This is a genomic window from Paraliomyxa miuraensis (assembly GCF_026337845.1).
In the GTDB taxonomy this organism is placed as follows: domain Bacteria; phylum Myxococcota_A; class Polyangia; order Nannocystales; family Nannocystaceae; genus Paraliomyxa; species Paraliomyxa miuraensis.
Map to the genome: position 1 here is coordinate 180,238 of NZ_JAOVZF010000146.1, position 23,513 is coordinate 203,750.

The 23,513-nt window shown below is 69.2% G+C and carries 19 protein-coding genes; 11 read left to right on the top strand and 8 right to left on the bottom strand.

The features are described 5' to 3' along the window. Positions 1 to 8: 8 nt before the first annotated feature. From OEB96_RS13405 to grxD (OEB96_RS13415), 3 genes are read right to left on the bottom strand one after another with little or no spacing between them, the layout of a single operon-like run. A complete protein-coding gene (locus OEB96_RS13405) occupies positions 9 to 1,061 on the bottom strand; it encodes a tetratricopeptide repeat protein (RefSeq protein WP_266216005.1) in 1,053 nt (350 codons plus the stop codon). Between the two features lie 8 nt (positions 1,062 to 1,069). Next, positions 1,070 to 1,285, bottom strand: a complete 216-nt coding sequence (locus tag OEB96_RS13410) for a hypothetical protein (RefSeq protein WP_266216007.1) — start codon at positions 1,283 to 1,285, stop codon at positions 1,070 to 1,072. Positions 1,286 to 1,337: 52 nt separating this feature from the next. Continuing rightward, positions 1,338 to 2,276 (bottom strand): Grx4 family monothiol glutaredoxin, encoded by a 939-nt coding sequence (grxD, locus tag OEB96_RS13415; protein WP_266216008.1) that lies wholly within the window; start codon positions 2,274 to 2,276, stop codon positions 1,338 to 1,340. A gap of 75 nt (positions 2,277 to 2,351) precedes the next feature. On the opposite strand from grxD (OEB96_RS13415), the gene OEB96_RS13420 reads away from it, so the two are divergent. The 6 genes from OEB96_RS13420 to OEB96_RS13445 all read left to right on the top strand — a co-directional run bounded on the left by OEB96_RS13420 (position 2,352) and on the right by OEB96_RS13445 (position 7,345). Beyond that, on the top strand, positions 2,352 to 2,570 hold the full coding sequence (locus tag OEB96_RS13420; RefSeq protein WP_266216009.1) for a hypothetical protein: 219 nt from the start codon (positions 2,352 to 2,354) through the stop codon (positions 2,568 to 2,570). Positions 2,571 to 2,591: 21 nt separating this feature from the next. Continuing rightward, positions 2,592 to 3,473: a mechanosensitive ion channel domain-containing protein gene (locus OEB96_RS13425; protein WP_266216010.1), complete on the top strand. Its 882-nt coding sequence runs from the start codon at positions 2,592 to 2,594 to the stop codon at positions 3,471 to 3,473. A 74-nt stretch (positions 3,474 to 3,547) separates the two neighbouring features. Next, positions 3,548 to 4,147: a hypothetical protein gene (locus OEB96_RS13430; protein WP_266216011.1), complete on the top strand. Its 600-nt coding sequence runs from the start codon at positions 3,548 to 3,550 to the stop codon at positions 4,145 to 4,147. A gap of 47 nt (positions 4,148 to 4,194) precedes the next feature. After that, positions 4,195 to 5,289 carry a putative zinc-binding metallopeptidase gene (locus OEB96_RS13435; RefSeq protein ID WP_266216012.1) on the top strand — a complete coding sequence of 365 codons (1,095 nt, stop codon included), beginning with the start codon at positions 4,195 to 4,197 and terminating at the stop codon, positions 5,287 to 5,289. Then, positions 5,286 to 6,314, top strand: a complete 1,029-nt coding sequence (locus tag OEB96_RS13440; protein WP_266216014.1) for a D-alanine--D-alanine ligase family protein — start codon at positions 5,286 to 5,288, stop codon at positions 6,312 to 6,314. The genes OEB96_RS13435 and OEB96_RS13440 overlap by 4 nt, the downstream gene beginning before the upstream one ends. 125 nt (positions 6,315 to 6,439) lie before the next feature. Then, on the top strand, positions 6,440 to 7,345 hold the full coding sequence (locus OEB96_RS13445) for a mechanosensitive ion channel family protein (protein WP_266216015.1): 906 nt from the start codon (positions 6,440 to 6,442) through the stop codon (positions 7,343 to 7,345). 10 nt (positions 7,346 to 7,355) lie between these two features. Here the strand turns inward: OEB96_RS13445 and OEB96_RS13450 are convergent, their stop codons facing one another. The 3 genes from OEB96_RS13450 to OEB96_RS13460 are packed head-to-tail and all read right to left on the bottom strand — an operon-like array spanning position 7,356 to position 12,378. Beyond that, positions 7,356 to 10,415, bottom strand: a complete 3,060-nt coding sequence (locus OEB96_RS13450; RefSeq protein ID WP_266216016.1) for a serine/threonine-protein kinase — start codon at positions 10,413 to 10,415, stop codon at positions 7,356 to 7,358. A gap of 25 nt (positions 10,416 to 10,440) precedes the next feature. Continuing rightward, positions 10,441 to 11,658, bottom strand: coding sequence for a patatin-like phospholipase family protein (locus tag OEB96_RS13455; RefSeq protein ID WP_266216017.1), 1,218 nt, complete (start codon positions 11,656 to 11,658; stop codon positions 10,441 to 10,443). Positions 11,659 to 11,661: 3 nt separating this feature from the next. Further along, positions 11,662 to 12,378 (bottom strand): hypothetical protein, encoded by a 717-nt coding sequence (locus tag OEB96_RS13460; protein WP_266216018.1) that lies wholly within the window; start codon positions 12,376 to 12,378, stop codon positions 11,662 to 11,664. A gap of 297 nt (positions 12,379 to 12,675) precedes the next feature. On the opposite strand from OEB96_RS13460, the gene OEB96_RS13465 reads away from it, so the two are divergent. Together OEB96_RS13465 and OEB96_RS13470 are read left to right on the top strand one after the other, a co-directional pair. After that, positions 12,676 to 13,320, top strand: coding sequence for a hypothetical protein (locus tag OEB96_RS13465; RefSeq protein WP_266216019.1), 645 nt, complete (start codon positions 12,676 to 12,678; stop codon positions 13,318 to 13,320). 20 nt (positions 13,321 to 13,340) lie between these two features. Further along, positions 13,341 to 13,661 carry a hypothetical protein gene (locus OEB96_RS13470; RefSeq protein WP_266216020.1) on the top strand — a complete coding sequence of 107 codons (321 nt, stop codon included), beginning with the start codon at positions 13,341 to 13,343 and terminating at the stop codon, positions 13,659 to 13,661. Here the strand turns inward: OEB96_RS13470 and grxD (OEB96_RS13475) are convergent. Further along, on the bottom strand, positions 13,658 to 13,978 hold the full coding sequence (gene grxD / locus OEB96_RS13475) for a Grx4 family monothiol glutaredoxin (protein WP_266216022.1): 321 nt from the start codon (positions 13,976 to 13,978) through the stop codon (positions 13,658 to 13,660). The two genes, OEB96_RS13470 and grxD (OEB96_RS13475), sit on opposite strands and share 4 nt — an antisense overlap. 252 nt (positions 13,979 to 14,230) lie before the next feature. On the opposite strand from grxD (OEB96_RS13475), the gene OEB96_RS13480 reads away from it, so the two are divergent. Further along, positions 14,231 to 15,052, top strand: coding sequence for an SGNH/GDSL hydrolase family protein (locus OEB96_RS13480; RefSeq protein WP_266216023.1), 822 nt, complete (start codon positions 14,231 to 14,233; stop codon positions 15,050 to 15,052). Positions 15,053 to 15,142: 90 nt separating this feature from the next. After that, positions 15,143 to 17,908, top strand: a complete 2,766-nt coding sequence (locus tag OEB96_RS13485; RefSeq protein ID WP_266216024.1) for an efflux RND transporter permease subunit — start codon at positions 15,143 to 15,145, stop codon at positions 17,906 to 17,908. 57 nt (positions 17,909 to 17,965) lie between these two features. Here the strand turns inward: OEB96_RS13485 and OEB96_RS13490 are convergent, their stop codons facing one another. Continuing rightward, the gene (locus tag OEB96_RS13490) at positions 17,966 to 18,511 is read right to left on the bottom strand and encodes a hypothetical protein (protein WP_266216025.1); all 546 of its coding nucleotides are present in this window, start codon (positions 18,509 to 18,511) and stop codon (positions 17,966 to 17,968) included. A gap of 1,073 nt (positions 18,512 to 19,584) precedes the next feature. Between OEB96_RS13490 and OEB96_RS13495 the strand changes: the two genes are divergently transcribed. Continuing rightward, the gene (locus tag OEB96_RS13495; protein WP_266216026.1) at positions 19,585 to 23,367 is read left to right on the top strand and encodes a vitamin B12-dependent ribonucleotide reductase; all 3,783 of its coding nucleotides are present in this window, start codon (positions 19,585 to 19,587) and stop codon (positions 23,365 to 23,367) included. Positions 23,368 to 23,513 lie beyond the last annotated feature (146 nt).

Sequence of the window (23,513 nt, forward strand, 5' to 3'; positions counted from 1 at the left end):
GCTTCAGGTCAGGGGTACTTCTCGGGTCGACGGGTGCGCCCCGCGAGCACATCGTCGATCATGCGAGCGAGCGCGGCAGTGATGGGGTCATCGGGCTCCATCGCGCGGGCTCGATCGACCTGCTGCTTGGCCTCGGGCATGTCATCGGCGATCATCAGCGCCAGCGCGAGGTTCGAGCGCAGGCTCGCATCGTTGGGGTTGCGCTCGCAGTTGCGGCGGGCGAGGGCGACCGCTTCCTCGCCGCGGCCCAGCGCAAGGCACTGGCCCGAGTACTCCCGTACGACGTCGGAATGCTCGGCGTTGTCGTGGTAGGCCTCGCGGAATGCCTCGTACGCTCCTTGGGCGTCGCGGGCCGATCGTCGAGCCATCCCGAGGTAGAACCAGATCCGCCACGCACCGCGCGTGGTCCCGGTCAGGCCCTCGAGCGCGGCTATGCCCTTGCGGAGGCGACGACGCTCGAGCAGGCCCAGTCGCTTGGGAATCCCATCCCAGGCGAGCAGGGGTTCGATCGATTCCACCGCGCGTAGGAATCGCTGCCCGACGTCTTCGGGAAGCGCCGCGTCCTCGGTGGTACGCCCTCGGTACACTTCCTGGTCGGTCTGACGGTCGCGATAGACCTCGATGTTGCCCTCGCGACGGAGGAACTCGAAGCGCTCGGCGGCCTCCTCGGCGCCGAGGTCGAAGATCCGAGCCTCCGGTCGATACGAGAACGGAACGACCAGCGGCTCCGGGTTCGCGCCCCGCAGCCAGGCCGCTTGCACTCCCGCGTAGTGCCCCAGCTCGATCCACGGGCACGTGTGCTGCCATGGCTCGGTCGGAGAGAGGATGGCGACCTCGCGGTAGGTGCCGCCCTCTTCCCCCCGCAGCCCCAGCGCCTCGAGCTGCCGAAGGAACTCCGTGGCGTCGCGCCCGTGCATGAATCCGATCCGGCACAGGTGTGGCCCGACACACGCGGTTTGATTGGGAGCCAGACGGAACCATCCGTCCACGTCCCCCTCGAGCCGATCTTCGACCGCGGTGCGGCGCGCCACCACGTTCCAGGCTTCGAGCAAGACCGCCATCGTCGTCCCTACTCGAACACGATCTGGAGATCACAGCCGGCGAGCTGCAAGCGAACGTTGTGCTCGTCCTCTCCGACCTTGCTCATCACCGCGCCTCCGGGGCGGATCTCCTTGATGCGTCGGCCAGCCGTCAGCTGGCGGTTGACCTCTTCGATCCCGAAGAAGGCAATCCCGCGACCGGGCTCGATGCGGATTCCCACCGTGTGCTCCGTGTCGTTGGCCATTCCACTCCCCACCGCACCTGGTTGCCCGTCCCCACCGCACCTGGTTGCCCGCTCAGTACCGCGGCACGTCCGAGTCGACGCCCTGTGACCACGCGTCGATCCCCCCGCTCATGTTCCACAGCTTGCGGAACCCCTGCTGCGCAAAGTGCTGGGCCGCCTGGAAGCTGCGCATGCCGTGGTGGCAGTAGAACACCAGCTTGGTGTCCTTGGGCAGCGCCATCAGCTCGTCGATGTTGTCGCCCGTGACCAGCGTGCTGCCCTCGATGTGGGCCGTGTTGCGCTCGGCCGGGGTGCGCACGTCGAGCAGGCGCATGGGCTCGCCCGCGTCCAGCCAGGCCTTGACCTCGGCTGGCGAGGCCTGCTCGACCTTGACCGGTGCGTTGGGGTTGTCGAGCTTGAAGCCGGCCTGCGGCTGCTCGACGTAGTCGATCACCAGCCCCGCGGCACGGCGCGCGCTGGCTGGATCGAACACGAGCTTGATGCCGTTGGTGATCACGGCCACGTCGTGCTCCTGGCTGGGCCCGAGCGAGAGGTCGTGGCGGAAGGCGGCATCGATCGTGACCCGTAGGTCGTCGTCGCGGTCGCCCTCGGCCGAGGCCTGGCGGAACACGGCCGCGGCCGCGTCGGTCACGGTGACCGCGGGCGGCTCGATCTTGGCCACCGTGCTGCCGAGGGCCTTGAGCAGCTCGCCCTCGGCGTCCATCTGGCGCACGATGTCGCAGCCGCCGAGGAACTCCCCGCGCACGTAGAGCTGCGGGATGGTGGGCCAGTCGCTGAACTTCTTGATGCCCTCGCGGATGGCGTGATTGGCCAGCACGTCGATGGTGGTGTACTCGGGCACGTAGCGGTCGAGGATCTCGACCACGGTGGCCGAGAACCCGCACTGCGGCGCGCCGCGGCTGCCCTTCATGAACAACACCACCTGGTCGGACGCAACCAGCTTGGCGAGCTCGTCTTGAGTGGCTTGGTCGTGTCCAGGGATCTCGTTCATCGAGCCGGATGGTACTGCGGCCCGTCCTGCATGCAAGCGAGGAGCGGCCGAAGCTGCTACGTTCGTCGGGTACCCATGCCCACCCCCGTGCTCGTGCTGCTGGTCGTGCTCGCCGTCGCGGGCGGTCTCTACGTCGGATACGCGGCCAGCCGCTCCCGCGAGGCGGTCGAGGGCAAGGCGGCCCCCAAGAGCCTCGGGGCGCGTGCGCGTGACGCGGCGGGGCGCGGCGTGGTGGAGCTGTGGCGGTGGAATCGGGCCCGGAAGAAGAAGGCGCGCGAGCGCGAGCCGCGTTAGGCGCTACTCTCGGCCCCCGTCATGAAGACCAAGCTCCTCGCCGTGCTGCGCGACAACGAGCTCGCGCGCGATGGTCTCGTCTTCCTGCTGCTCGTGGTCGTGGTCCTCGTCCTGCGGAGCGCGGTGTTGCGGGCCATCGGCCGCTCCAAGCTCGATGTGGACGACCAGCTGCGCTGGCGCACCCAGGTCCGCAACATTGCGATCATCGTGCTCGGGCTCGGCGCGGTGGTGGTGTGGGCCAAGGAGCTGCACACCGCCGCGATCTCGGTGGCGGCCGTGGCGGCGGCGCTGGTGCTCGCCACCAAGGAATTCATCATGTGCCTCATGGGCAGCACGCTGCGGGCCAGCGGCGGCGGCTTTCGGGTGGGCGATCGCATCGAGGTGGCGGGCGTTCGCGGTGACGTGCTCGACATCGGACCGCTCACGACCGCGGTGCTCGAGGTGGGTCCCGGGCAGTCGATCCACCAGCGCACGGGTCGCAAGATCACCCTGCCCAACAGCGTGTTCCTGACCCACCCGGTCACCAACGAGACGATGTCCGACGAGTTCGTGCTGCACGTGCTGCGGGTGCCCCTGACCGCCGACGCCGACTGGCGCACGGCCCGGGACAAGCTGGCCTCGATCGCGACCGAGCGATGTGCGCGATACGTCGACGATGCCCGCCGTGCCCTGGCCAAGGCCTCGCCGGGCGGGGTCAAGACCCATCTCATCAGCACCGAGCCGGCCGTGTACCTCGAGGTGCCCGAGCCCAACCGCGTGGAGCTGCTGCTGCGCTTTCCCGCGCCGGCCCGGCAGCGCGGGCGCGTGGCGCAGCAGATCCTCCGGCGCTTCCTCGACGATCCCGCGGTCGACGACGACGAGCCATCCGATGGCCCACCACCCGTGTCCGGCTCCCACGCCTGAGCTCGGTCTGCCATGCTGTCCGCGTGACGCCGACGCCGAACCGACGCACATGTGCGAGCCCTTGGCTCGCGGCCGTGCTCGTCGTCGGAGGCTGCACGTCCGACGGCGTTGCCGCCACCGACGGGGGATCCGAGTCCACGGCGGGCGGCTCGACGAGCGCATCGACGACGACCGCCGAGCCCGAGCCCGAGCCCGAGCTCACGGGCGAGCCGGACGACCACGACCCCTGGCTGTGCCCCACCGAGCAGGCACCCGATCCCCGGTTCGTACTCGGCTGGGACTACAAGGACGGCTGGATCGATCTCGAGCGCGAAGGACCCATCACCATCACCGTGGGAGGGCAGGGGGCCTGGATGGTCCCGCTGGGCGTGCGTGCCGAGGGCTTTTGCGTGCCGGCCGATCCCTACGCCTACGACCTGGTCCCCACGCTCGACGTCCGCATCGAGGCCGAGGGCCACGCAAGTCCCGTCGCCGCCGTGGTCGGCTTTCCGGTGTCGTTCCAGCCGCGCCGCGAAGGAGGCTTCCACTACACCTTCATTCCGATGATCATCGCCGACGAGCTCGACCCGTACGAGCTGCACGGCGTGCCCGCGACCATCACCGCCGAGCTGCGGCCGCGCGACGTGATGCCGCTTTCGTGGCAGCTCGACGGCGTGCTGGTGATGTCCGACTGACCACGCACGTCGCCGCATGGTGGCCGCATGGTGTATGCTCCCCAGCGGTGCCCGCCCCGCGAAACGGCGGCCGCTCCTCGACCCACGGCGCGCGGCGCAAGGCCATCCTGGGCAGCGCTCGCCGGTCGCGTTCGGCCGCCAAGGCCTTCCCCTGGGAGGATCTCCCCGCCGACGAGCTGCTGCAGGTGCGGCTGTGCGACCTCAAGCTCCGTCTCGAGGGCACGTGGCTGCACGTGCTCGTCCAGCGCGTGCAGGGCGAGCTGCACGCCCAAGGCCTCGTGCTGCGGCCGCACTTCTGGCTCTCGGACGAGTGGGCGTCTCCCGACGGCATCCCCGGGGTCGCGATCCCCTTCTACCTGGCACACCCGCGGCTGGCCGCGCTCGAGCGCGCCCAGATGTACGAGGTGGAGGGCGGCAACCGGCGCGAGTGCGTTCGCCTGCTGCGTCACGAGGTGGGCCATGCCATGCAGCACGGCTACGCCCTGCACCGCCGGCGCCGCTGGCAGCGGCTGTTCGGTCCGTCCTCGCAGCCCTATCCCGACTACTACCGTCCTCGCCCCGGCAGCCGCCGCTTCGTGCAGCACCTCGAGGGCTGGTATGCCCAGTCGCACCCCGCCGAGGACTTTGCCGAGACCTTCGCCGTGTGGCTGGCTCCGCGCTCGAATTGGCGGCGCCAGTACGAGGGCTGGCCCGCGCTCGAGAAGCTCGAGTACGTCGACGAGCTCATGAACGAGCTGCGCGGCGTTCGTCCCCCCGTGCACAGCCGCGGGCGCCCGTACTCGCTGCCCTCGCTGCGCCAGCGCCTCGGCGAGTACTACGAGGAGAAGCGCGCCCGCTACGGCCGCTCCACGCCGGGCGCCTACGACCAGCAGCTGCAGGTGCTGTTCAGCGCCGACCGCGGCCGCAACACGGCCGCTGCATTCCTCCGCAAGCATCGCTCCGAGCTGCGGGCCCTGGTGGCCCGAGGCACTGGCCAGCATCCCGTCACCGTGGACCAGGTGCTCAAGGAGATGATCGCCCGCTGCCAGGAGCTCCGGCTGCGCGCAGCCGGCAGCGAGCGAACCCTCTTGATGGAGATGGTCGTGCTGCTCACCGCACACACCGTCCATCGCATTCATACCTCGCAGTGGCACGCCGTATGAGTCGCAAGCTCCGCGTTCTGGTGATGATGCACCGCGACCTGATGCCCCCCGAGAGCCTCGAGGGCCTCAGCGACAAGGAGATCGAGCCGTTCAAGACCGAGTACGACGTGGTGGTGGCGCTCGATCACCTCGACCACGAAGTGCACCAGATCGGCCTGCACGACGAGATCAAGCCCCTGCGCCTGGCGCTGCAGGAGATCCGCCCCCACGTGGTCTTCAACCTGCTCGAGGAATTCCACGGCGAGGCCATCTACGACCACCACGTGGTCAGCTACCTGGTGCTCCAGCGTCAGGCCTACACCGGCTGCAACCCCCGCGGGCTGGTGCTGGCCCGCGACAAGGCCCTGTCCAAGAAGATCCTGCACTACCACCGCATTCGCGTGCCCGGGTTCGCGGTGGCACCCCGCGGCACTCGCTTTCGCCGCCCCCCTCGCCTGGGCTTTCCCCTCATCGTCAAGTCGCTGGTCGAGGAGGGCTCGCTCGGCATCGCCGAGGCCTCCGTGGTGCACAGCGACGCCAAGCTCATCGAGCGCGTCGAGTTCGTGCACGACAAGCTCGGCACCGACGCGATCGTCGAGCAATTCATCGATGGTCGCGAGCTCTACTCGACGATCATGGGCAACCACCAGCTGCGGGTGTTTCCCCCGTGGGAGCTCATCATCAAGAATCGCCGCCCGGATGCCCCGCTCATCGCCACCGAGCGCACCAAGTGGGATCTCGACTACCAGGAGCGGCGCGGGGTCACCCTCGATCCCGCCCGGGTCGACGACGCCCTGCGCCAGCACATCGAGCGCACCACCAAGCGGATCTACCGGGCGCTCGGCATGTCGGGCTACGGGCGCATCGACTTTCGGCTCGACCCCCAGGGCGAGCTCTACTTCCTCGAGGCCAACCCCAACCCCGACGTGTCGCTGGGCAGCGAGCTGCACTGCGCCACCGAGGACGGCGGCATGACCCACGAGCAGGTGATCCAGAAGATCCTGGCGCTGGGCCTGCGTCAGGGCCGTCCGCCGCGGCGCGGCTGACTGGCGACCGCGCTCGGCCACGCAGCTTGCTGTCGAGCTTGGCCATCGAGCTGGGCCTCGATCTCGGCCATTTGGTGCCGGTGTCACGCGACGCCCTCGTGGGTGCGCGCTACCCTGCCGCTGACATGCCCCCCGCGTATGCACTGTTGGCCGAACCCACCGGAGTGCTCGAGCACCTCGACGTCAAGCTGTTCGAGGTCGGGGGCACGTCCGTCACCCTCGCCACTGCCCTCAGCGCCCTGCTGGTCATCACGTTCACCGCATGGCTGGCCAAGGTCATGCGACGCCTGGTGCGCCGCGTGTTCGAGCGCCGCGGCCTGGGCGAGGGCACGGCCGGCACCGTCGGCGGCATTCTCTACTACGTCGTGCTGGTCACCGGTTTTGGCGTGGCCCTGCAGACCATCGGCATCGATCTGGCCGCGTTGTTCACCGCCGGGGCGATCTTCGCGATTGGGCTGGGCTTTGCCATGCAGAACATCGCCCAGAACTTCATGTCGGGCGTCATCCTGCTCACCGAGCGCGCCATCAAGCCCGGCGACGTGCTCGAGGTCGAGGGCGACGTGGTCAAGGTGCGGCAGATGGGCATTCGCGCCACCATCGTGCAGACCCGCGACGGCGAGGAGATCATCGTCCCCAACTCCGTGCTCGCGCAGTCGAGCGTGAAGAACTACACCCTCGAGGACTCCAAGTTTCGCCTGCGCGCCGCGGTGGGGGTGCTCTACTCGTCCGATCTCCGCCGCGTTCGGGCCCGCCTCGAGGAGGTGTCTCGCGAGCAGTCCTGGCGCCTGGCCGCGCACGAGCCCGAGGTCTACCTGTCCGAGTTCGGCGACAACGCCGTGATCTACGAGATCTTCGTGTGGATGTCCGACCCCTGGCGCGAGCGTGCGGCTCGCTCGTCGCTGCACGAGGCGATCTGGTGGGCGTTCAAGGAGGAGGGCGTGGTGATCGCGTTCCCGCAGCTCGACCTGCACCTCGACGAGGACGTCGCGGGCAGCCTGCGCGCGCTCGGTGGCGCGCGGCGCGGCGCGTGAGCGGGCACGCTCAGCGCACGGGGTGCTCGGCCAGCCACCGTATGACCTCGTCGTGCTCGGTCGTCTTGGCATCGCCGATCGACTCGTAGGTCCGTCGGGATTGCTCGGCCAGCGCACGGGCACGGACTCGCTCGGTGGCAGCGGGCCATAGCGTGCGCGCGAGCAGGAAGCGCGCCGAAGCGACATAGTCCGGTGGCATCGCCCCCGCCTCGCGGATCGAGAGCGCCCGCTCGGCATGGTCGCGGGCGCCCTCGTGCTCGCCTCGTTCGAGCGCGATCATGGCCAGTCGCATGCTTGCGTCAGCCACCGCCGGGTGATCGGCTCCGAGCGCCCGCTCTCGGAGCGCGAGCGCTCTTCGAACGAGCGACTCGGCCTCGTCGAGCTTGCCTTGCCCCCGCAGGGCATCGCTCAGGCCCTCCAGCTCCCACGACAGGTCCGGGTGCTCGGCCCCCAGCTCCTGCTCACGCAGCTGCAGCGCGCGCCGAAGGCACGGCTCGGCCTCCGCGAACCGGTCCTGGATGGTGAGCATGGTCCCCAGGCTCTTCCAGGAGTGGGCGACCTCGGGATGGTCCTCCCCCAGCACCCGCAGGCGGATATCCAGCGCTCTTCGGGCCACGGGCTCCGCTTCGGCGCGCCGGTCGAGCGACGAGAGCGCGAAGCTCAGGTTCCCCAGCGCCCTGGCGAGGTCGGGGTGGTCCTCGCCGACCGATTGCTCGAAGATCGCCACCGCGCGCCGAAACAGGGCCTCGCCCTCCTCGAGGTGCCCTTGGTTGATCAACACGGCGCCCAGCGTGTTGTAGCTCTCGGCCAGGTGCGGGTGCTCCTTGCCCAGCACGCGCTCCTGGATCTCGATCGTCTGGCGGAGCAAGAGCTCGGCGTCCGCGTCCCGCCCCTGCCCTGCGATCGTATGCGCCAGCCCGTGCATCGAGTGCGCGGTGGAGGGGTGTTCCTCTCCGAGCACGCGCCGTCGTAGCTCCAGCGCGCGTCGAACGACCTGTTCCGACTCCGCGTGCTTGCCCTGGAGCTCCAGCGCGACCCCCAGGTTGTTCCAGCTCATGGCAACCCCCGGGTGGTCGGCTCCGAGCACGCGCTCCTGGAGCTCGAGCGCTCGCCGATACTCCAGCTCTGCGTCCCGATACCTTCCTTGCGCCAGGAGCACGGCCGCATGGTTGTTGATGCACTCGGCGAGGTCGACCTCGTCACCGCTGCGCCGGGCCAGGGGCATGGCCGTGTCGATCCACACCGCACCTTCTGCGGACCGCGCCTGCTGATAGCCCACCACGAACGCCAGCTTCATCGCAGCGTCCAGTACCAGCGCGTCGTGTCCGTGCTCGGCGGCCAGCGCGTATGCTTCCCGAAGGTCTTGCTCGGCCTCGGTGTGCTGTCCGGCCTCGTCTCGCGCTCGTCCGCGCAACAATGTCGCCTCGGCCACCAGCGGCGCGTAGTCCAGCGCCCGCACGCGCTCGATCAGCGGATCCACCTGGTCGAGCGCCCTTGCGTAGCGGCCGGCCTCGCGCTCGGCTCCGATCTCCGCCAGCTGCTCGCGCAGTGTCTCCACCTCCCTGGCCACGTCGTCGTCCTGCGGTGGGGGGAGTCGCTGGCGCTGCTCCTGCAGCCGCTCCACATCGTCGCAGTCCGACAGGTCCGGCAGGCCCGCGACCAGGTCCACGGCGTGCTCCAGCACCTCGGCGTCGGTCTGCGCGAGCACCTTCACCACTGCGTGCAGGGCCGTCTTGCGCTCGCGCAAGCACGCCATGCGCAGGCTCATTTCCTCCTCGCTCTGCTCCCGACGCACGGCCGTCGCCTCGCACACCTCGGTGTGCTTGGCGACCCATGCCTCTGCATACGCGGCCAGCCGCGCGTCCACCCGCTCCCAGGTGCCTTCGGCATACGCAGACCCGTCGGCCATGATCGTCGTCGCCAGCTCTCGCTTCCGCTCGTCGTTCCACGTGTCCTGAAGCTGTGCTCGCGCACCCGTGCAGCGCTGTCCCACCTCGGCCTGGTAGCCCAGCCCCACCCCGAGCGCCGCCAGCCCTGCGCCGATGCTCACCCCGAGCCACCATCGTCGCGGCGCGAGCAGCCGCTGGAGCTCCGCCACCAGCGCGCCCATCGACGGCCAGCGCCTCTCCGGCTCGATCGACAGCCCACGCAGCAGCGCTCGACGCAAGGCCGACGGTGCCTTCGCATGCGCGGGCGCCGGGCGCAGCTCGCCCTCCGTCATGGCAATGATCAGCGCGCCAATCGAGTCCCCCGCAAACGGGCGCTCGCCGTACACGGCCTCGTAGAGCGACACGCAGAAGCTGAACTGATCGCTGCGCGCGTCGACCTTGCTTCCGTGCATCTGCTCGAGCGGCATGTAGGCGGGCGTGCCCAGCACCGCTCCCGTACGGGTCAGTGGTGTGCTCGAGCTCTCGGAGTCGAGCGTGCCCGAGCTCGTCCCAGACGTCGCCGCCTCGTCGTCCACGCCATCCACCGGCCGCGCCAGCCCGAAGTCGAGCACCCGTACGCGCCCGTGCTCGTCGATGATCGCGTTGCCCGGCTTGAAGTCGCGGTGCACCAGGCCCCGCTCGTGGGCCGCGGCCAGCCCCTCGCCGGCCTGCACGAACACCTCCACGCAGCGCCGCCAGCTTGGCGGCGGGGTCGCGCGCAGCCACTGCGCGAGCGTCTGGCCCTCCACCAGCTCCATCACCACGAACGTTCGCCCGTCGAGCTCTCCCAGCTCGTAGACCTGCACCACGTTGGGGTGCGAGAGCCTGGCCAGCGCCTGGGCCTCTCGCAGCAGGCGCTCGGTCTGCTGCTCGCTCAGCTCGCGATGGAGCACCTTGATGGCCACGCGACGGTCGAGCTTGGGGTCGAAGGCTCGCAGAACCGTTCCCATGCCGCCGCTGCCCAGCGTGCCCAGCACGAGGTAGCGTCCGAGCGAGCGAGCGCCGTCGCGGATCGAGAACAAGGCCTCGAGGTCGAGGGAGCGCGAGCCCGAGGATCCAAGGCCCGCATCGAGCCCCGTGTCCTCCGCCACCAGCGTCTCGTCATTGGAGCAGTTGGGCAGCTCGTTGGTCGGTTCGGCCATCGACGTCCCGTCCCGCCCGCCTCGCTCACCCGAACAACGCAGCGATCCTCGCGTGCTGCGCCTGGGCGTCGTGATAGCCCAGGTGCATCAGCGCCTTGGTGTAGTCGGGATCGAACAGCACGTAGCTGGCCAGGTCGTTCTCCGGCATCTCGTCGCCCAGCATCGAGCGCCGTATCCACCGCGCCATCACCCCGCTGTAGCGCGACAGGTTCGAGCGCCGGATCACGTCGTGGGCGACCTCGCCGAGGTTCTGGCTCGGGCGGATGAGCAGCACCTCCATGGGCACGTAGGCTCGCCCGTGGCGCCCGGGGATCGCATCGCCGATGCGCGCGCCAAAGTCCGTCCCGTACAGATCCTGCCCGGCCGCGATGATCTCGTTGAGCCGCTCGATCCGGCGCAGGTCGGCCTCGAGCTTGTCGAGCATGAGCGCGTCGAGCAGCTTGCCGCCCATGAACACCGCGTTGGGGAAGATCGTGCGCGCCTTCTCCCGCGCGCGCTGCTGGGCCAGCGTCTGCGCATTCTCGTGGCGCAGGCCGATCACCAGCAGCCGGTTGGCCCCCAGCCGCATCGCCGGCCGCACCGGAGTGTTCTGCCGCAGGCTGCCGTCCACGTAGTAGCGCTCGGCCACCCGCACCGCGGGAAACAGCACGGGGATCGCCGCCGATGCCAGCGTGTGCGCGGGCGTGATGACGGTGGGCACCGCCTCGCCTCCCGGCTCGGCGGGCCACGGCGGCACCGCCCCTTCCCTGGCCTGCACGAACACCGTGGTCTTGCCCGTGGCCAGCTCGGTGGCGCTGCACGCCATCGCATGCAGGTGCCCCTGCTCGATGTTGTCGCGCAGGCCCTTCCAGGGGATCCGCAGCCGCACGAAGTCCTCGATGTACGAGGAGTCGACCAGACCGCCGATCGTCTCCACGCGCCCGTCCTTGGGCAGGTGGCGGCCGAACAACACCTGCGGCAGGTGGCGCACCTGCGACCAGCCAAAGCGGTACATCTGGTCGAGATCGAGCTCGCTCCACACCCGCGCCAGCGGCCGGATCTGCGCGCGCGGCCGATCCAGCGTGGCCGCCACGTACGAGCCGTTGATCGCCCCCACGCTGCTGCCCGTGATCACGTGGAACGGACAGGGGCGCTTGATCTGCTCGCGAATGTAGCGGAGCACTCCCACCTCGTAGGCCCCGCGCGCGCCTCCCCCGGAGAGCACCAGGCCCACGCGGGGTACGTCGTCCTTGACGTCGACCACTCGCTAGAACCCGATCGGATAGCAGGGGCAAGCGCCGCCGCGGCAGCTCTCGGGCGGGGCCGGGTTGCCCGGCAGGATGCTCACGTCGCGACCATCGGGGATCCGGCTGGTCATCTGCGGGTACTGCATCACCAGCTCGTCCACCGTGTCGGTGTCGTCGGGATCCATCGCGATGATCGTGGCGTCCGCGTTGGTGAGGAACGGGATCTCGAGCTTCATGCTGCCGTTGATGGGCCCGCTGCTGGTCTCGGTGTCGATGTGGAATTCGATCTCGTTGGCGTACTGGCACGTCGCCGGGTCGAACGCCGAGAACGCGTCGGCGGGGCAGCCCGTGGGGGCCGAGGCGCCGACCGTCCACGTGAGCACCTGCGCGTCGCAGCGACTGCCCCGGCAGTGGAAGCCGTAGTCGAACTCGTACGAAGACGCGGACACGCAGGGGTGCAAGCACTGCCGCACCACCACCGGCATGCTCGCGCCCGACTGCACCTCGTGTGGCAGGCAGATCTCCCCGCGATGGAACGCGATCACCTTGTTGGAGAAGCTGCCGGGGGCGGGACTCTCGGCCGTGCTCGCGTCGATCTCGGCCGCCACGCACTCGAAGACCTCGAGGTCGCAGACCTGGCCGCGCCCGCTACAGGGGGTGTTCTCGTCGCATCCCCCCTGATCGACCTGCGGCGCGCAGGCGCCGAGCACCAAGCCGGTCGTGAGCCCAACGCCCATCCACCAGCCCCGTACGTCTCTACGCGCTCCTCGTCGTTTGCTGTGCTGCATGGCTCGACCCTCGTCGTTGCTTCGCCGCGGCCGGACCGCCGACCCAGGTCGTCCGCGCAGCGAAGTCCCATCCCATCTTACGGCATGAACGAGGGTCCGGGCCAAGAACCGCGGTTTCAGCCCTGGACGCGTCAATTCCCACGTCGGAGGCAATTGCCCCTCGGGCCGGCACTATGGCAGCGTCCCTCGGTGACCAGCTGCATCGGGCGACGAGCCCAAGGGACAGCGGACGAAGGGACGATGACCATGACGTTGACGTTTGGATCGAGACTCGTGAATGGGCTCGCCCAGGGCCTTTGGGGCCTCGCGGCGCTGGCGATGGCGATGACGATGGAAGGCTGCGTGGTGGGGGGCGACGACGGCACCAACACCACCGTGGTCGACTCGGGGCCCGTGCCGACCACCGGCATGACGGCCACCGACGGCACGACGGCCGAGGAGAGCACCAGCTCGGCCACCACGATGCCGGCCGAGGAAACCGCCGACCCCGATACCTCGGGTGGCGTGACCTGCGACCCGCCCTGTCCGGCCGGCCAGATGTGCATCGAAGGCGCCTGCTTCGACATTCCTCCGGAGGAGACCACCACCGGCGAGCCGCCGCCGCCCACCGACAGCGACTACGGCCCCTGCAACATGTGCGCGGCCGGCGAGTCGCCGGTCCAGATCATGGGCCTCGATGGCTGCTTCTGCTCGCCGCCCTGCGATGGCGCCGGCTCGATGTGCGCCATGCCCAACGAGGGGACCGCGCAGCCCATGTGCGTGCTCGAACTCATGATGGGCGCCGGCCCCACCCAGTGCGCCCTGATCTGCATGGACGACACGAACTGCCCCGCCGGTGCCACTTGCCAGGCTGCCGGCGGCGCGGGCATCTGCGTGCATCCAGCTCCATAGCCAGCCCCAGGAGTGGGCCCGTGGCCTCGAAGCGCAATGGTTCGGCTCGAACCGGACCATTGCGTTCGGGAGCGATCCTCGCTTCAATCGTGCCCAACGAGGCGAAGGCCGTGAGAGGTGGAGACGACGATTCCAACGCGCGCTACACCGAAGGTGGCATCAACGTCGTCGCCCTCGATCGAAAGGGACGCGGCTTGCAGCGCGCTCGGCCGGAGCGCCGACTCGGCAGCGATCTCTTCCCTCGTGTGATCCCCCAGCCGGCGCGGCTGATTCCGGTCGGCCTCATCGTGACCGTGGTGGCGGTGATCGCCGCCGTCGTCGCCTGGATCGCATTCGCCTAGGACCGCGGCGACAAGAGCTGCGCCAGCTCGCCATTGGCGTCCATCTCGCGCACGATGTCGCAGCCTCCCACGAGCTCGCCATCGACGTAGAGCTGCGGGATCGTCGGCCAGTCGCCGTACTCCTTGATCCCTTCGCGCACGGCTTGGTCCTGCAGCACGTTGAAGTGGTGGAAGGTCGCCCCGTGCTTCTTGAGCACCTCGACCACCGCGGCCGAGAAGCCGCACTGCGGAAAGGTCGGGTTGCCCTTCATGAACAACATGACCTTGTTGCCCTTCACCAGGGTATCGATGAACTTGCGGGTGTCGTCGGCGAGCATGGATCAGCTCCTCTAGGCTCGGCGCCCGGGGGCGCGGCAGCGATGAATGCGCTGTCACGAGCCTGACGTAGCGTTGGATAGTGCCGAATCCCGGCCCGTTCAAGGGGCGTGGGCGTGGGTCAGCGATGTTCCTGGCCTGTGCGCAATGCGCGCGTCGGCGAAATGTGCCGGGGACTTGGCACGTCCAGCCAACCGCGCCATGGTGAGTCGGCCTCGGGGTCGCTGGGCCGCCAAGAGAAGGACGGTATACGCGTGGATCGCGAAGCTCTCGATGAGGAACTGGGGAACCAAGAGCACGGTGGGGGGCTGGGGCGTCGGCGCTGGTTGACCGGTCTGGCCGGCCTGGCGGGCGCCACCGCGCTGATGCGACCCGGAGTGGCCCGGGCCGATCGCTACGGCCCCCGCGGGGGCACCCGGGTGCTGGTGATCGGGGACAGCATGATCGCAGGGGGCTTCGGGCTCTACCTCGCCCGCGCCCTTGGCGAGGAGCGGGGCTACGACGTGACCCGTCGCGGCAAGTCCAGCTCGGGCCTGGCCCGCCCCGACTTCTTCGACTGGATCGCCGAAGCCGCCGACCTCGTCGAGGAGGGCCCGTTCGACGCCACCGCGGTGATGTTCGGGGGCAACGACGTGCAGGGCCTGTACATGGGCAAGGCCTCGGGCGCCGCAGAGTGGATCCGCTGGGAGGACGAGGGCTGGTCGGAGGAGTACGCCCGGCGCATCAACGCGCTCGCCGACGCCGTGGCACCCGATGGCCAGCACCTGTTCTGGATCGGCATGCCGGTGATGCGGCCCACCAAGTTCCACGCCCGGGTCCAGCGGGTCAACACCATCTACCGCGCCGAGATGGCCATCCGGCCCAATGCGCGGTTCGTCGACATCTGGTCGGTGCTCGCCGACGAGGACGGCCAGTACGCCGACCGCATCTACCTCACGCCCGACGATGGCGAGACCAAACGCAAGAAGGTCACCGTGCGGGCCGGCGATGGCATCCACCTCACCGTGGCCGGCGCGCACCACCTGACCACCCACGTCGAGCAGGTGATTCACGCCGAGCTGTCGGGCCAGGGCTGAGCCACCCAGGCCTGCGCGCGCCCGCGCCTGCGCTCAATGCGCAGGTCTGATGTGCGCACGCAGACGTTTCGTGCGAGAGTCGCCCCCGTTTTGGCGGGGCCAAAACCACTCCGCGGTCGCGAGCCGCTGAGCGACCGCTGGATCCGCTGGGTCCTGCTACGCCATCGCGTCATCCTGCTCGCGGCCGCCGTTCTGACCCTGGTCGCGAGCCTGTTCGCCACCCGGCTGCAGATCAATGGCGACCTGCGGGTGCTCTTGCCGCCCGACCACCGGGTGGTGCGGAGCCTCGACCAGATCGAGTCCACGTTCGGCAGCATCAACAGCGTCAACATCGTCGCCAAGGACGGGACCCCGCAGGCGCGTCATGCCTTCACCGACGCGCTGCAGGCCCGCCTGCAGGGCCATCCGCTGTTCCGCGACGTCGAGCACGGGTTGCCCAGCGGGTTCTTCAGCGAGCGTGGGCTCTACTACCTCGCCGACGCCGAGCTCGACCGGCTCGAGCAGCTCGTCGAGGCCTGGAAGCACTATCAGCTGTGCTCGCGGCAGGGTGACGCGTGCCTGACCGAGCCGGACCCCCGGGCTCCCGACGACCTGCGCGCCTTCATCGACGACAAGCGCGAGCAGGCCAACGCTCGCACCGGGTTCCGCGACCGCTACGAACGCGAGGGCATCGAGGCGGAGGTCATGCTCGTGCACCCATACGAGCCAGCCAACCGGCTCGAGGTCGCCCAGGATGTCACGCACGAGATCCGGGGCCTGGCCGCCGAGGTGTTCGACCGATCGGACGCACCGTGGGCCGGCACCGGGATGACCTACAACATCACCGGCCCCTACATCACCAAGGCCGACGAGCAGACCACCATCCTGCGCGACATGCTGCGCAGCGGGATCTTCGCCTTCGTGGGGGTGGTGGCGATCCTCTACTTCCTGTTCCGCTCCCACCGGGCGGTGCTGGTGCTGCTCGTTCCGCTCCTGTGCGGCGTGGTCTGGTCGCTCGGTGCCACGCAGCTCGTGCTCGGTCACCTCAACGTGATGACCAGCACCATCTCCACGGTGGTGATGGGGGTGGGCATCGACGCGGGCATCCACTTCTTCAGTCGCGCCAAGCGGGCGCGGCTCGAGCACGACGACGGGGAGGCGATCCGCCGTGCCTTCGATGGGCTGGTGATCCCCCTGCTCGTGGCCTCGAGCACCACCATCGGCGCCTTTTGCAGCATGGCCAGCTCGGAGTTCCCGGCCTTTCGCGAGTTCGGGATCATCGCGGCCCTGGGGGTGGCGCTGTGTCTGTTGAGCATGGTCACCGTGCTGCCCGCGCTGTGCTTCTTGGTGGGGATCAAGAAGCGAGAGCAGCACTCGCGCGAGGAGCCCAGCCTTGCCGCTCGCCTGGTGCTCGCGCGACCCGGCCTGATGTTCATCATGCTCGTCGCCGTCAGCCTGGTGGCGCTGCAAGGCGCTCGCCACGTGGGCTTCGAATACAACGGACGCAGCCTGCAGTCGGACCACGCGCGAGAGAACACCGAGCCCGATGCCAAGCTGATCTCCTCGATCTTCGGCAAGGACATCCACGCGGCCGTACTGGTGCGACCCACGCTGCAGGAGGCTCGCGCGACCCTCGAGCTGGCGCGGGCCCGGCACGCCGAGCGCGTGGCCGCGGACGACACGGTGGTGGCCGAGCTGTTCGGGGTGACCGACCTCTTGCCCGATCCCACCATCGACATGCAGGCAAGGGCGCGGTGGATCGCCCGGTTCTCCGCCGAGCATGGCGAGCTCGTCGACGAGCTGCGCGAGCGCGCCGGCCTACCGCCGCGCGAGCCTTCGCAGGGCACCAAGGACGGCGACTGGGATGATTGGGACGACGATGGCGCTGCTGGCTCGGGTGGCACGCCTGCTCCGCCCGCGCCCCACGCCGACGATTGGGACGAGTGGGACGGTAGCGACGACGAGCCGGGCGCGCCTTCGCCTTCGCCGGGCGCGCCCGATCCAGCCTCGCCTGCGCCGGCCATGCCTTCGCCGGCCGCGCCCGATCCAGCTGCGCCTGCGCCTTCGCCAGCCGCACCCGCGCCCCCGCCAGGGGCCGAGCCGCCCGAGCCTGCTGCGCCCGCAGCCGAGCCGGAGGAACTGTCCAAGGAGGACGCCGAGCTGCTCTTGGCCATGCTCGATGCCAAGCCGTTCACCGTCGACGATCTACCCGAGACGCTGCTGGCCAAGGTGCGCGCGTCCGATGGCTCGTACGGCCTGTTCGCCTACCCGGCGTTCGACGTGGCCGACATGCAACGCGGGCTCGTGTTCATGGACGAGACCTCGTCCTACCTCGACGACCCCGAGTCGGGCACCTTCGTGGGCGAGGCGGTCGTCTACGCGGCGATGTACCTGATGCTGCGCGAGGAGGCGCCGGTCGTGCTGGGCATGGCCGCGATCCTCATCGCGGTGCTGGTGTTCTGGCAGCTGCGCTCGATCCCCCTGATGCTCATGACCCTGGTGCCGCTGCTGCTGGCCATGGCGTGGCTGTTGGGGGTGATGGGCGCGATCGACATGCGCTTCACGCTGTTCAACCTGCCCATCCTCCCGGCGATCCTGGGCATCGGGGTCGACAACGGGGTCTACCTCACCGATCGGATCCGCCGCGCGCCCGCCACCGACGAGGGCCTGGTCGACGCGCTGCACGAGACCGGCGGGGCGATCCTCGCCGCCACCGCCACCACCGCCGTGGGCTTCGCCGCGTTCATGGTCGCCGACTCTGGTGGCGTGCGGGGCATCGGCAGCCTCGCGGTGCTGGGGATCGTGCTCGCCGCCCTCGCGGCGCTCCTGGTGCTGCCCACGATCACGGCGCTGGTCCAGCGACGGCTTCGGCGTTGAGAATCGGGCCGCCGCAGAACGGCGACGCGCTCGGCATCGCGTGGGTCGTGCCCGCGGCTAGAGCGCTGACGAGTACACCGCGTGCCGCCCCACGCCGATCCGCTCGAGCCGCCCGTCCTTGACCAGCGCTGCGAGATGGCGTCGCAGCACCTTGCGATCGATCCGGCAGTACTCCTCGATGTCGTCGAACGTCACCTCGCCGTTGCCCTCCACGAAGGGAAGGACCTGGCGCGCGCACTCCTCGAAGTCGACGCCGTCGTCCTCTTCTTCCTCGACCTTGGCCTTGCCTTCCTTCTCGGCCTTCTCGGCGTAGGCATCCTCGAGCTCGTCCTCGAGGATCCGACGCTTGCGACGGCGACCCGTGGCCTCGGCCTCGGCCCGCGGCGGGGCAAAGGCATCGCGCAGGTCTCCGAGCGTGATCTTGGCGAACTGGGCCCACAGGCCGCGAGACTCGAGGTAGCCGACCAGGTCGCCCAGCGTGACCGTGTCGGGGCTACGCAGCCCCTTGAGCGTCTCGAGGGCGCTGAGGCGCTCGAGCTCGTCGTAGGTGCCGGCGTGGGACTGAAAGATTGCGCTCGCGTCCTTGCGCATCATCGGGCTCATCGGGTTGGACCTCGATCCCGCGACCACGCCCGCTTGGCGGCTCGCCCAAAGGATTGGAGGCTCTTTGTCGTGGTTTTGCAGGACCTCGGGCGCGGGCGTCGTGCCATCCACGTCGCTCCGCGTCCGAGCCTCGACTTCTTTGCGCCGACGATCATGAGGCATGCCGCCGGGGTGGTGCAAGTGCCAGTGAGCCGCTTCCCATCGACCCCCGATGGAGGGCCCCGGCCATCGAGGGTTGGCCCGAGCGGACCAAGGCTTTCCCTTACAATGATTCGGAGGGTCTACCTCACGATCTCGTCACGACAGGAGGGGGCGGAGGAGATCTCCTTCCTCCAACCACCTGGGGGCGAAGCGGCGCGGTGAACCCGCTTGATCGGTCGTCCTGGGGATGACCGGGGGATGGTTGGTCGGGTCGCAGGCGGTGGAGCGCCGTGGACGATCCCGCGGCTTCGCGACTGCGCGTTCCACCCCCTCCCCCGGGACGGCGATCGGCCGCCGCATCGACCTGGATTGCGGAGCCACCGCAGCTTCGGGGATGGCTCCGGGTTGGGGACAACCCTGTGGATCACTTGGGGATTCGCGAGGGCGGCCCACTGGCCGAAATAGTGGATGAAATCGTGGCCTCGGGTCGCGCCAGCTTCTTGCGTGGCCACCATATCTTGTGGTTTATAGGTCCCCCGCCCCAAAGGGTTGGGGGTGGCGGTGTTCCGGGGAGACCCGCGGCACCGGTGCCGACCAGGGCCGAGCAACTCACCCCGCTCGGTCTCGTCCCAAGGATTCGGGTCCTCCAACTCGGGTCCTGCGAATCAGGACGATCACGAAGGTCTCGCTCGACCAGAGGTGCCCCCTTCCTCTGGCCGGCTAGGCAACGGGTGTCTTCGCTTCCCAACGAGGCACCCCCTCCGCAACCGACTTTGGAGCGTCACCCACGCCCAGCATGCCCCCAAGGGGCCCCCTCGTGATTCGAAGTCGCTGCGGTCGCCGACTCAACCCCCGACCGATTCCCTCCTCCTCTTCCTCCGGCCCTCACCCCCGGGCCATCCGCTCGCTCGCCTCTTCCGGAGTGCTCCCCCATGAAGGTCACCCGCCTGTTCACCTCCGATCGCGCCCAACCCTTCGAAGGCATCGAATTCGAGGATCGCAGCTCTCGCATCGCCAACCCCGACGGCTCGGTGGTGTTCGAGGCCAAGGACATCGCGGTGCCCAAGGGCTGGTCGCAGGTGGCGGTGGACATCCTGGCGCAGAAGTACTTCCGGAAGGCCGGAATCCCCACCCGCCTGCGCCGGGTGCCCGAGCCCGACGTGCCGCAGTGGCTGTGGCGCAGCGAGGCCGACGAGGAGGAGCTGACCGATCTTCCCCCCGACGAGCGCACGTGCGGCGAGCAGGACAGCCGCGAGGTGTTCGGACGCCTGGCCGGCTGCTGGACCTACTGGGGCTGGCGTCACGGCTACTTCACCGACGAGACCTCGGCGCGGGCGTTCCACGACGAGATGCTGCACATGCTCGCCACCCAGATGGCGGCGCCCAACAGCCCGCAGTGGTTCAACACGGGGCTGAACTGGGCCTACGGCATCACCGGTCCGGCGCAGGGCCACTTCTACTGCGAGCCCCAGACCGGCCACGTGCGTCGCTCCACCGACGCCTACACGCGCCCGCAGCCCCACGCCTGCTTCATCCAGTCGGTCGGCGACGACCTGGTCTCCGACGGCGGGATCATGGATCTGTGGGTTCGCGAGGCGCGGCTGTTCAAGTACGGCTCGGGCACCGGCACCAACTTCTCGAGCCTGCGCGCCGAGGGCGAGCCGCTGTCCGGCGGCGGCCGCAGCAGCGGCCTGATGAGCTTCCTCCGCATCGGTGACCGGGCGGCCGGCGCGATCAAGAGCGGCGGCACCACCCGACGCGCGGCCAAGATGGTCGTGGTCGACATCGATCACCCCGACATCGAGAAGTTCATCGACTGGAAGGTGGTCGAGGAGCAGAAGGTGGCGGCGCTGGTGGCGGGCTCCAAGGCGTGCAATCAGCACCTGAACGAGGTGCTCGACGCGGCCCACGGTGCCACCGAGCTCCCCGAGGACCGGCGGTTCGACGCCCAGAGGAACCGGGAGCTGCGCAAGGCCATCCGCGCCGCTCGCCGGGCCCACGTGCCCGAGAACTACATCCAGCGTGCGCTCCAGCTCGGTGAGCAGGGCGTGACCCAGATCGAGTTCGAGGAGTACGACACCGGCTGGGACTCCGAGGCCTACGGCACCGTCTCGGGCCAGAACTCGAACAACTCGGTGCGCCTGTCCAACGCGTTCCTCGAGGCGGTCGAGACCGACGGCCAGTGGAAGCTGACGCGCCGCATCGACGGCCAGCCGGCCAAGACCCTGCGCGCGCGTGAGCTGTGGGACAAGATCGCGATGGGGGCGTGGAGCTGCGCCGACCCCGGCCTGCAGTTCGACACCACCATCAACGAGTGGCACACGTGCCCGGCCTCGGGGCGGATCAACGCCAGCAATCCGTGCTCGGAGTACATGTTCCTCGACGACACGGCCTGCAACCTGGCGTCGCTGAACCTCATGCGCTTCGTGGCCGAGGACGGCGCCCTGGACATCGAGGCCATCCGCCACGCCTGTCGGCTGTGGACGATCGCGCTCGAGATCTCGGTGCTGATGGCCCAGTTCCCCAGCCGGATCATCGCCGAGCTCAGCTACCGCTACCGCACCCTGGGCCTGGGCTACGCCAACCTGGGCACCTACTTCATGGTCTCGGGCCTGCCCTACGACTCGCCCAAGGCGGTGGCGATCTGTGGGGCGGTCACCGCGGTGATGACGGGCGAGTGCTACGCGACCTCGGCCGAGCTGGCCAAGGAGCTGGGCGCCTTCCCCGGCTACGAGCGCAACGCCGACTCCATGCTGCGGGTCATTCGCAACCATCGACGCGCGGCCCACGATGCGCCCAAGCGCGAGTACGAGGGCCTGGCGATCGCGCCCATGGCCATCGATGCCAGCGTCTGCCCCGAGTACCTGCTCACGGCCGCGCGCAAGTCGTGGGACGACGCGCTGCAGGGCGGCCAGGCCCACGGCTACCGCAACGCGCAGGTCACCGTGATCGCGCCCACCGGCACCATCGGCCTGTTGATGGATTGCGACACGACCGGCATCGAGCCCGACTTCGCGCTGGTCAAGTTCAAGAAGCTCGCCGGCGGCGGGTACTTCAAGATCATCAACCAGTCGGTCCCGCGCGCGCTGGCCCACCTCGGCTACGGCCCCGTGGAGATCGACGACATCGTGCGCTTCTGCCGGGGCGCGGGGAGCCTGGTGGGCAGCCCCCGCATCTCGCACGCGCAGCTCAAGGCCAGGGGCTTCACCGAGCTCCAGATCGCCAAGATCGAGCAGGAGCTGCCGCAGGCGTTCGAGATCGGGTTCGTGTTCAACCGCTGGACCCTGGGCGACGAGTTCTGCACCAAGGCGCTGGGCTTTTCCCTCGAGCAGCTCTCCGACCCCACCTTCGACATGCTGTCGGCGCTGGGCTTCTCCGCCGAGGACGTGCGCCTGGCCAACGACTACGTGTGCGGCACCATGACCCTCGAGGGAGCGCCGCACCTGCGGGCGGAGCACCTGCCGGTGTTCGACTGCGCCAACAAGTGCGGTCGCTACGGCAAGCGCTTCATCGCGCCCATGGCCCACGTGCACATGATGGCCGCGGCCCAGCCGTTCCTCTCGGGCGCGATCTCCAAGACGATCAACATGCCGGCCGAGGCCTCGGTGGGCGACGTCGAGGAGGTCTACATGGCCTCGTGGAAGCTCGCGCTCAAGGCCATTGCGCTCTACCGCGACGGCTCCAAGCTCAGCCAGCCCCTGTCGGCCGCCCTGCTCGGCGAGCTCGAGGACGACATGGAGGACGAGGAGGACGACGACGACGAGCTCACGGTGGGCGACGAGCCCGACGGGCAGCTCCCGCTGGTGGCGCTGACCACCAGCCGTCCCAAGGTGGTCGAGAAGATCAGCGAGAAGATGGTCTATCGCTACCTCGCCAAGCGCCGCAAGATGCCCGATCGTCGCGGTGGCTACACGCAGAAGGCGACCATCGGCGGCCACAAGGTCTACATCCACACCGGGGAGTACGCCGATGGTTCGCTGGGCGAGATCTTCATCGACATGCACAAGGAGGGCGCCGCCTTCCGCAGCCTGATGAACTGCTTCGCCATCGCGATCAGCCTGGGCATGCAGTACGGGGTGCCGCTCGAGGAGTTCGTGGATGCGTTCACGTTCACCCGCTTCGAGCCCAACGGCCCCGTGCAGGGTCACCCGCACATCAAGATGTCGACGAGCATCATCGACTACATCTTCCGCGAGCTGGCCATCAGCTACCTCGGCCGTCACGACCTGGCCCACGTGCCACCCGACGATCTGGCGCCCGACACCACGGGCGATGACGACGACATGGAGCGCGGGGTCGACTATCGCGACGAGGAGGTCGTGGACGAGCGCGTGGTCGAGGTGCGCGAGACCGAGGAGGTCGTGGAGCAACGGGTGGTCACTCCGGGTCCTCTCAAGCTCACGGTCGCTCCGCCGGCGGCGGCGCTCCTGGCCGATGCCGAGCGCAAGCGCACGATCGAGTTCGAGGATCGCACTCAGGGAGACGCTCAGGTTCAAGCGGTGGCGGAGCCAGCGCCCGCGGAGGGCAACGGCCGGAAGGAAAGGCGTCGCGCGGCCAAGCTCAAGGCGGCGGCCAGCCTCAGCGCGGAGGTGTCCAAGGCGCGCGCGCAGGGGTATACAGGGGATGCGTGCCCCAACTGCCAGAGTTTCACAATGGTCCGCAATGGCTCATGCCTCAAGTGCGAGACCTGCGGAAGCACCAGCGGGTGCAGCTAATCGCTTGCACCGCGGCGGTGGAGCGCTAGGACGAGAGTTAAGAGAATCGGCAACTCGCGAGGGGGCACGGCGAATGGTCGCCGTGCCCCCTTCGCGTATTGGCGCATGACTGGCCGGGGCTCGCGGCTCGAGTTGAGTGGCGCGAA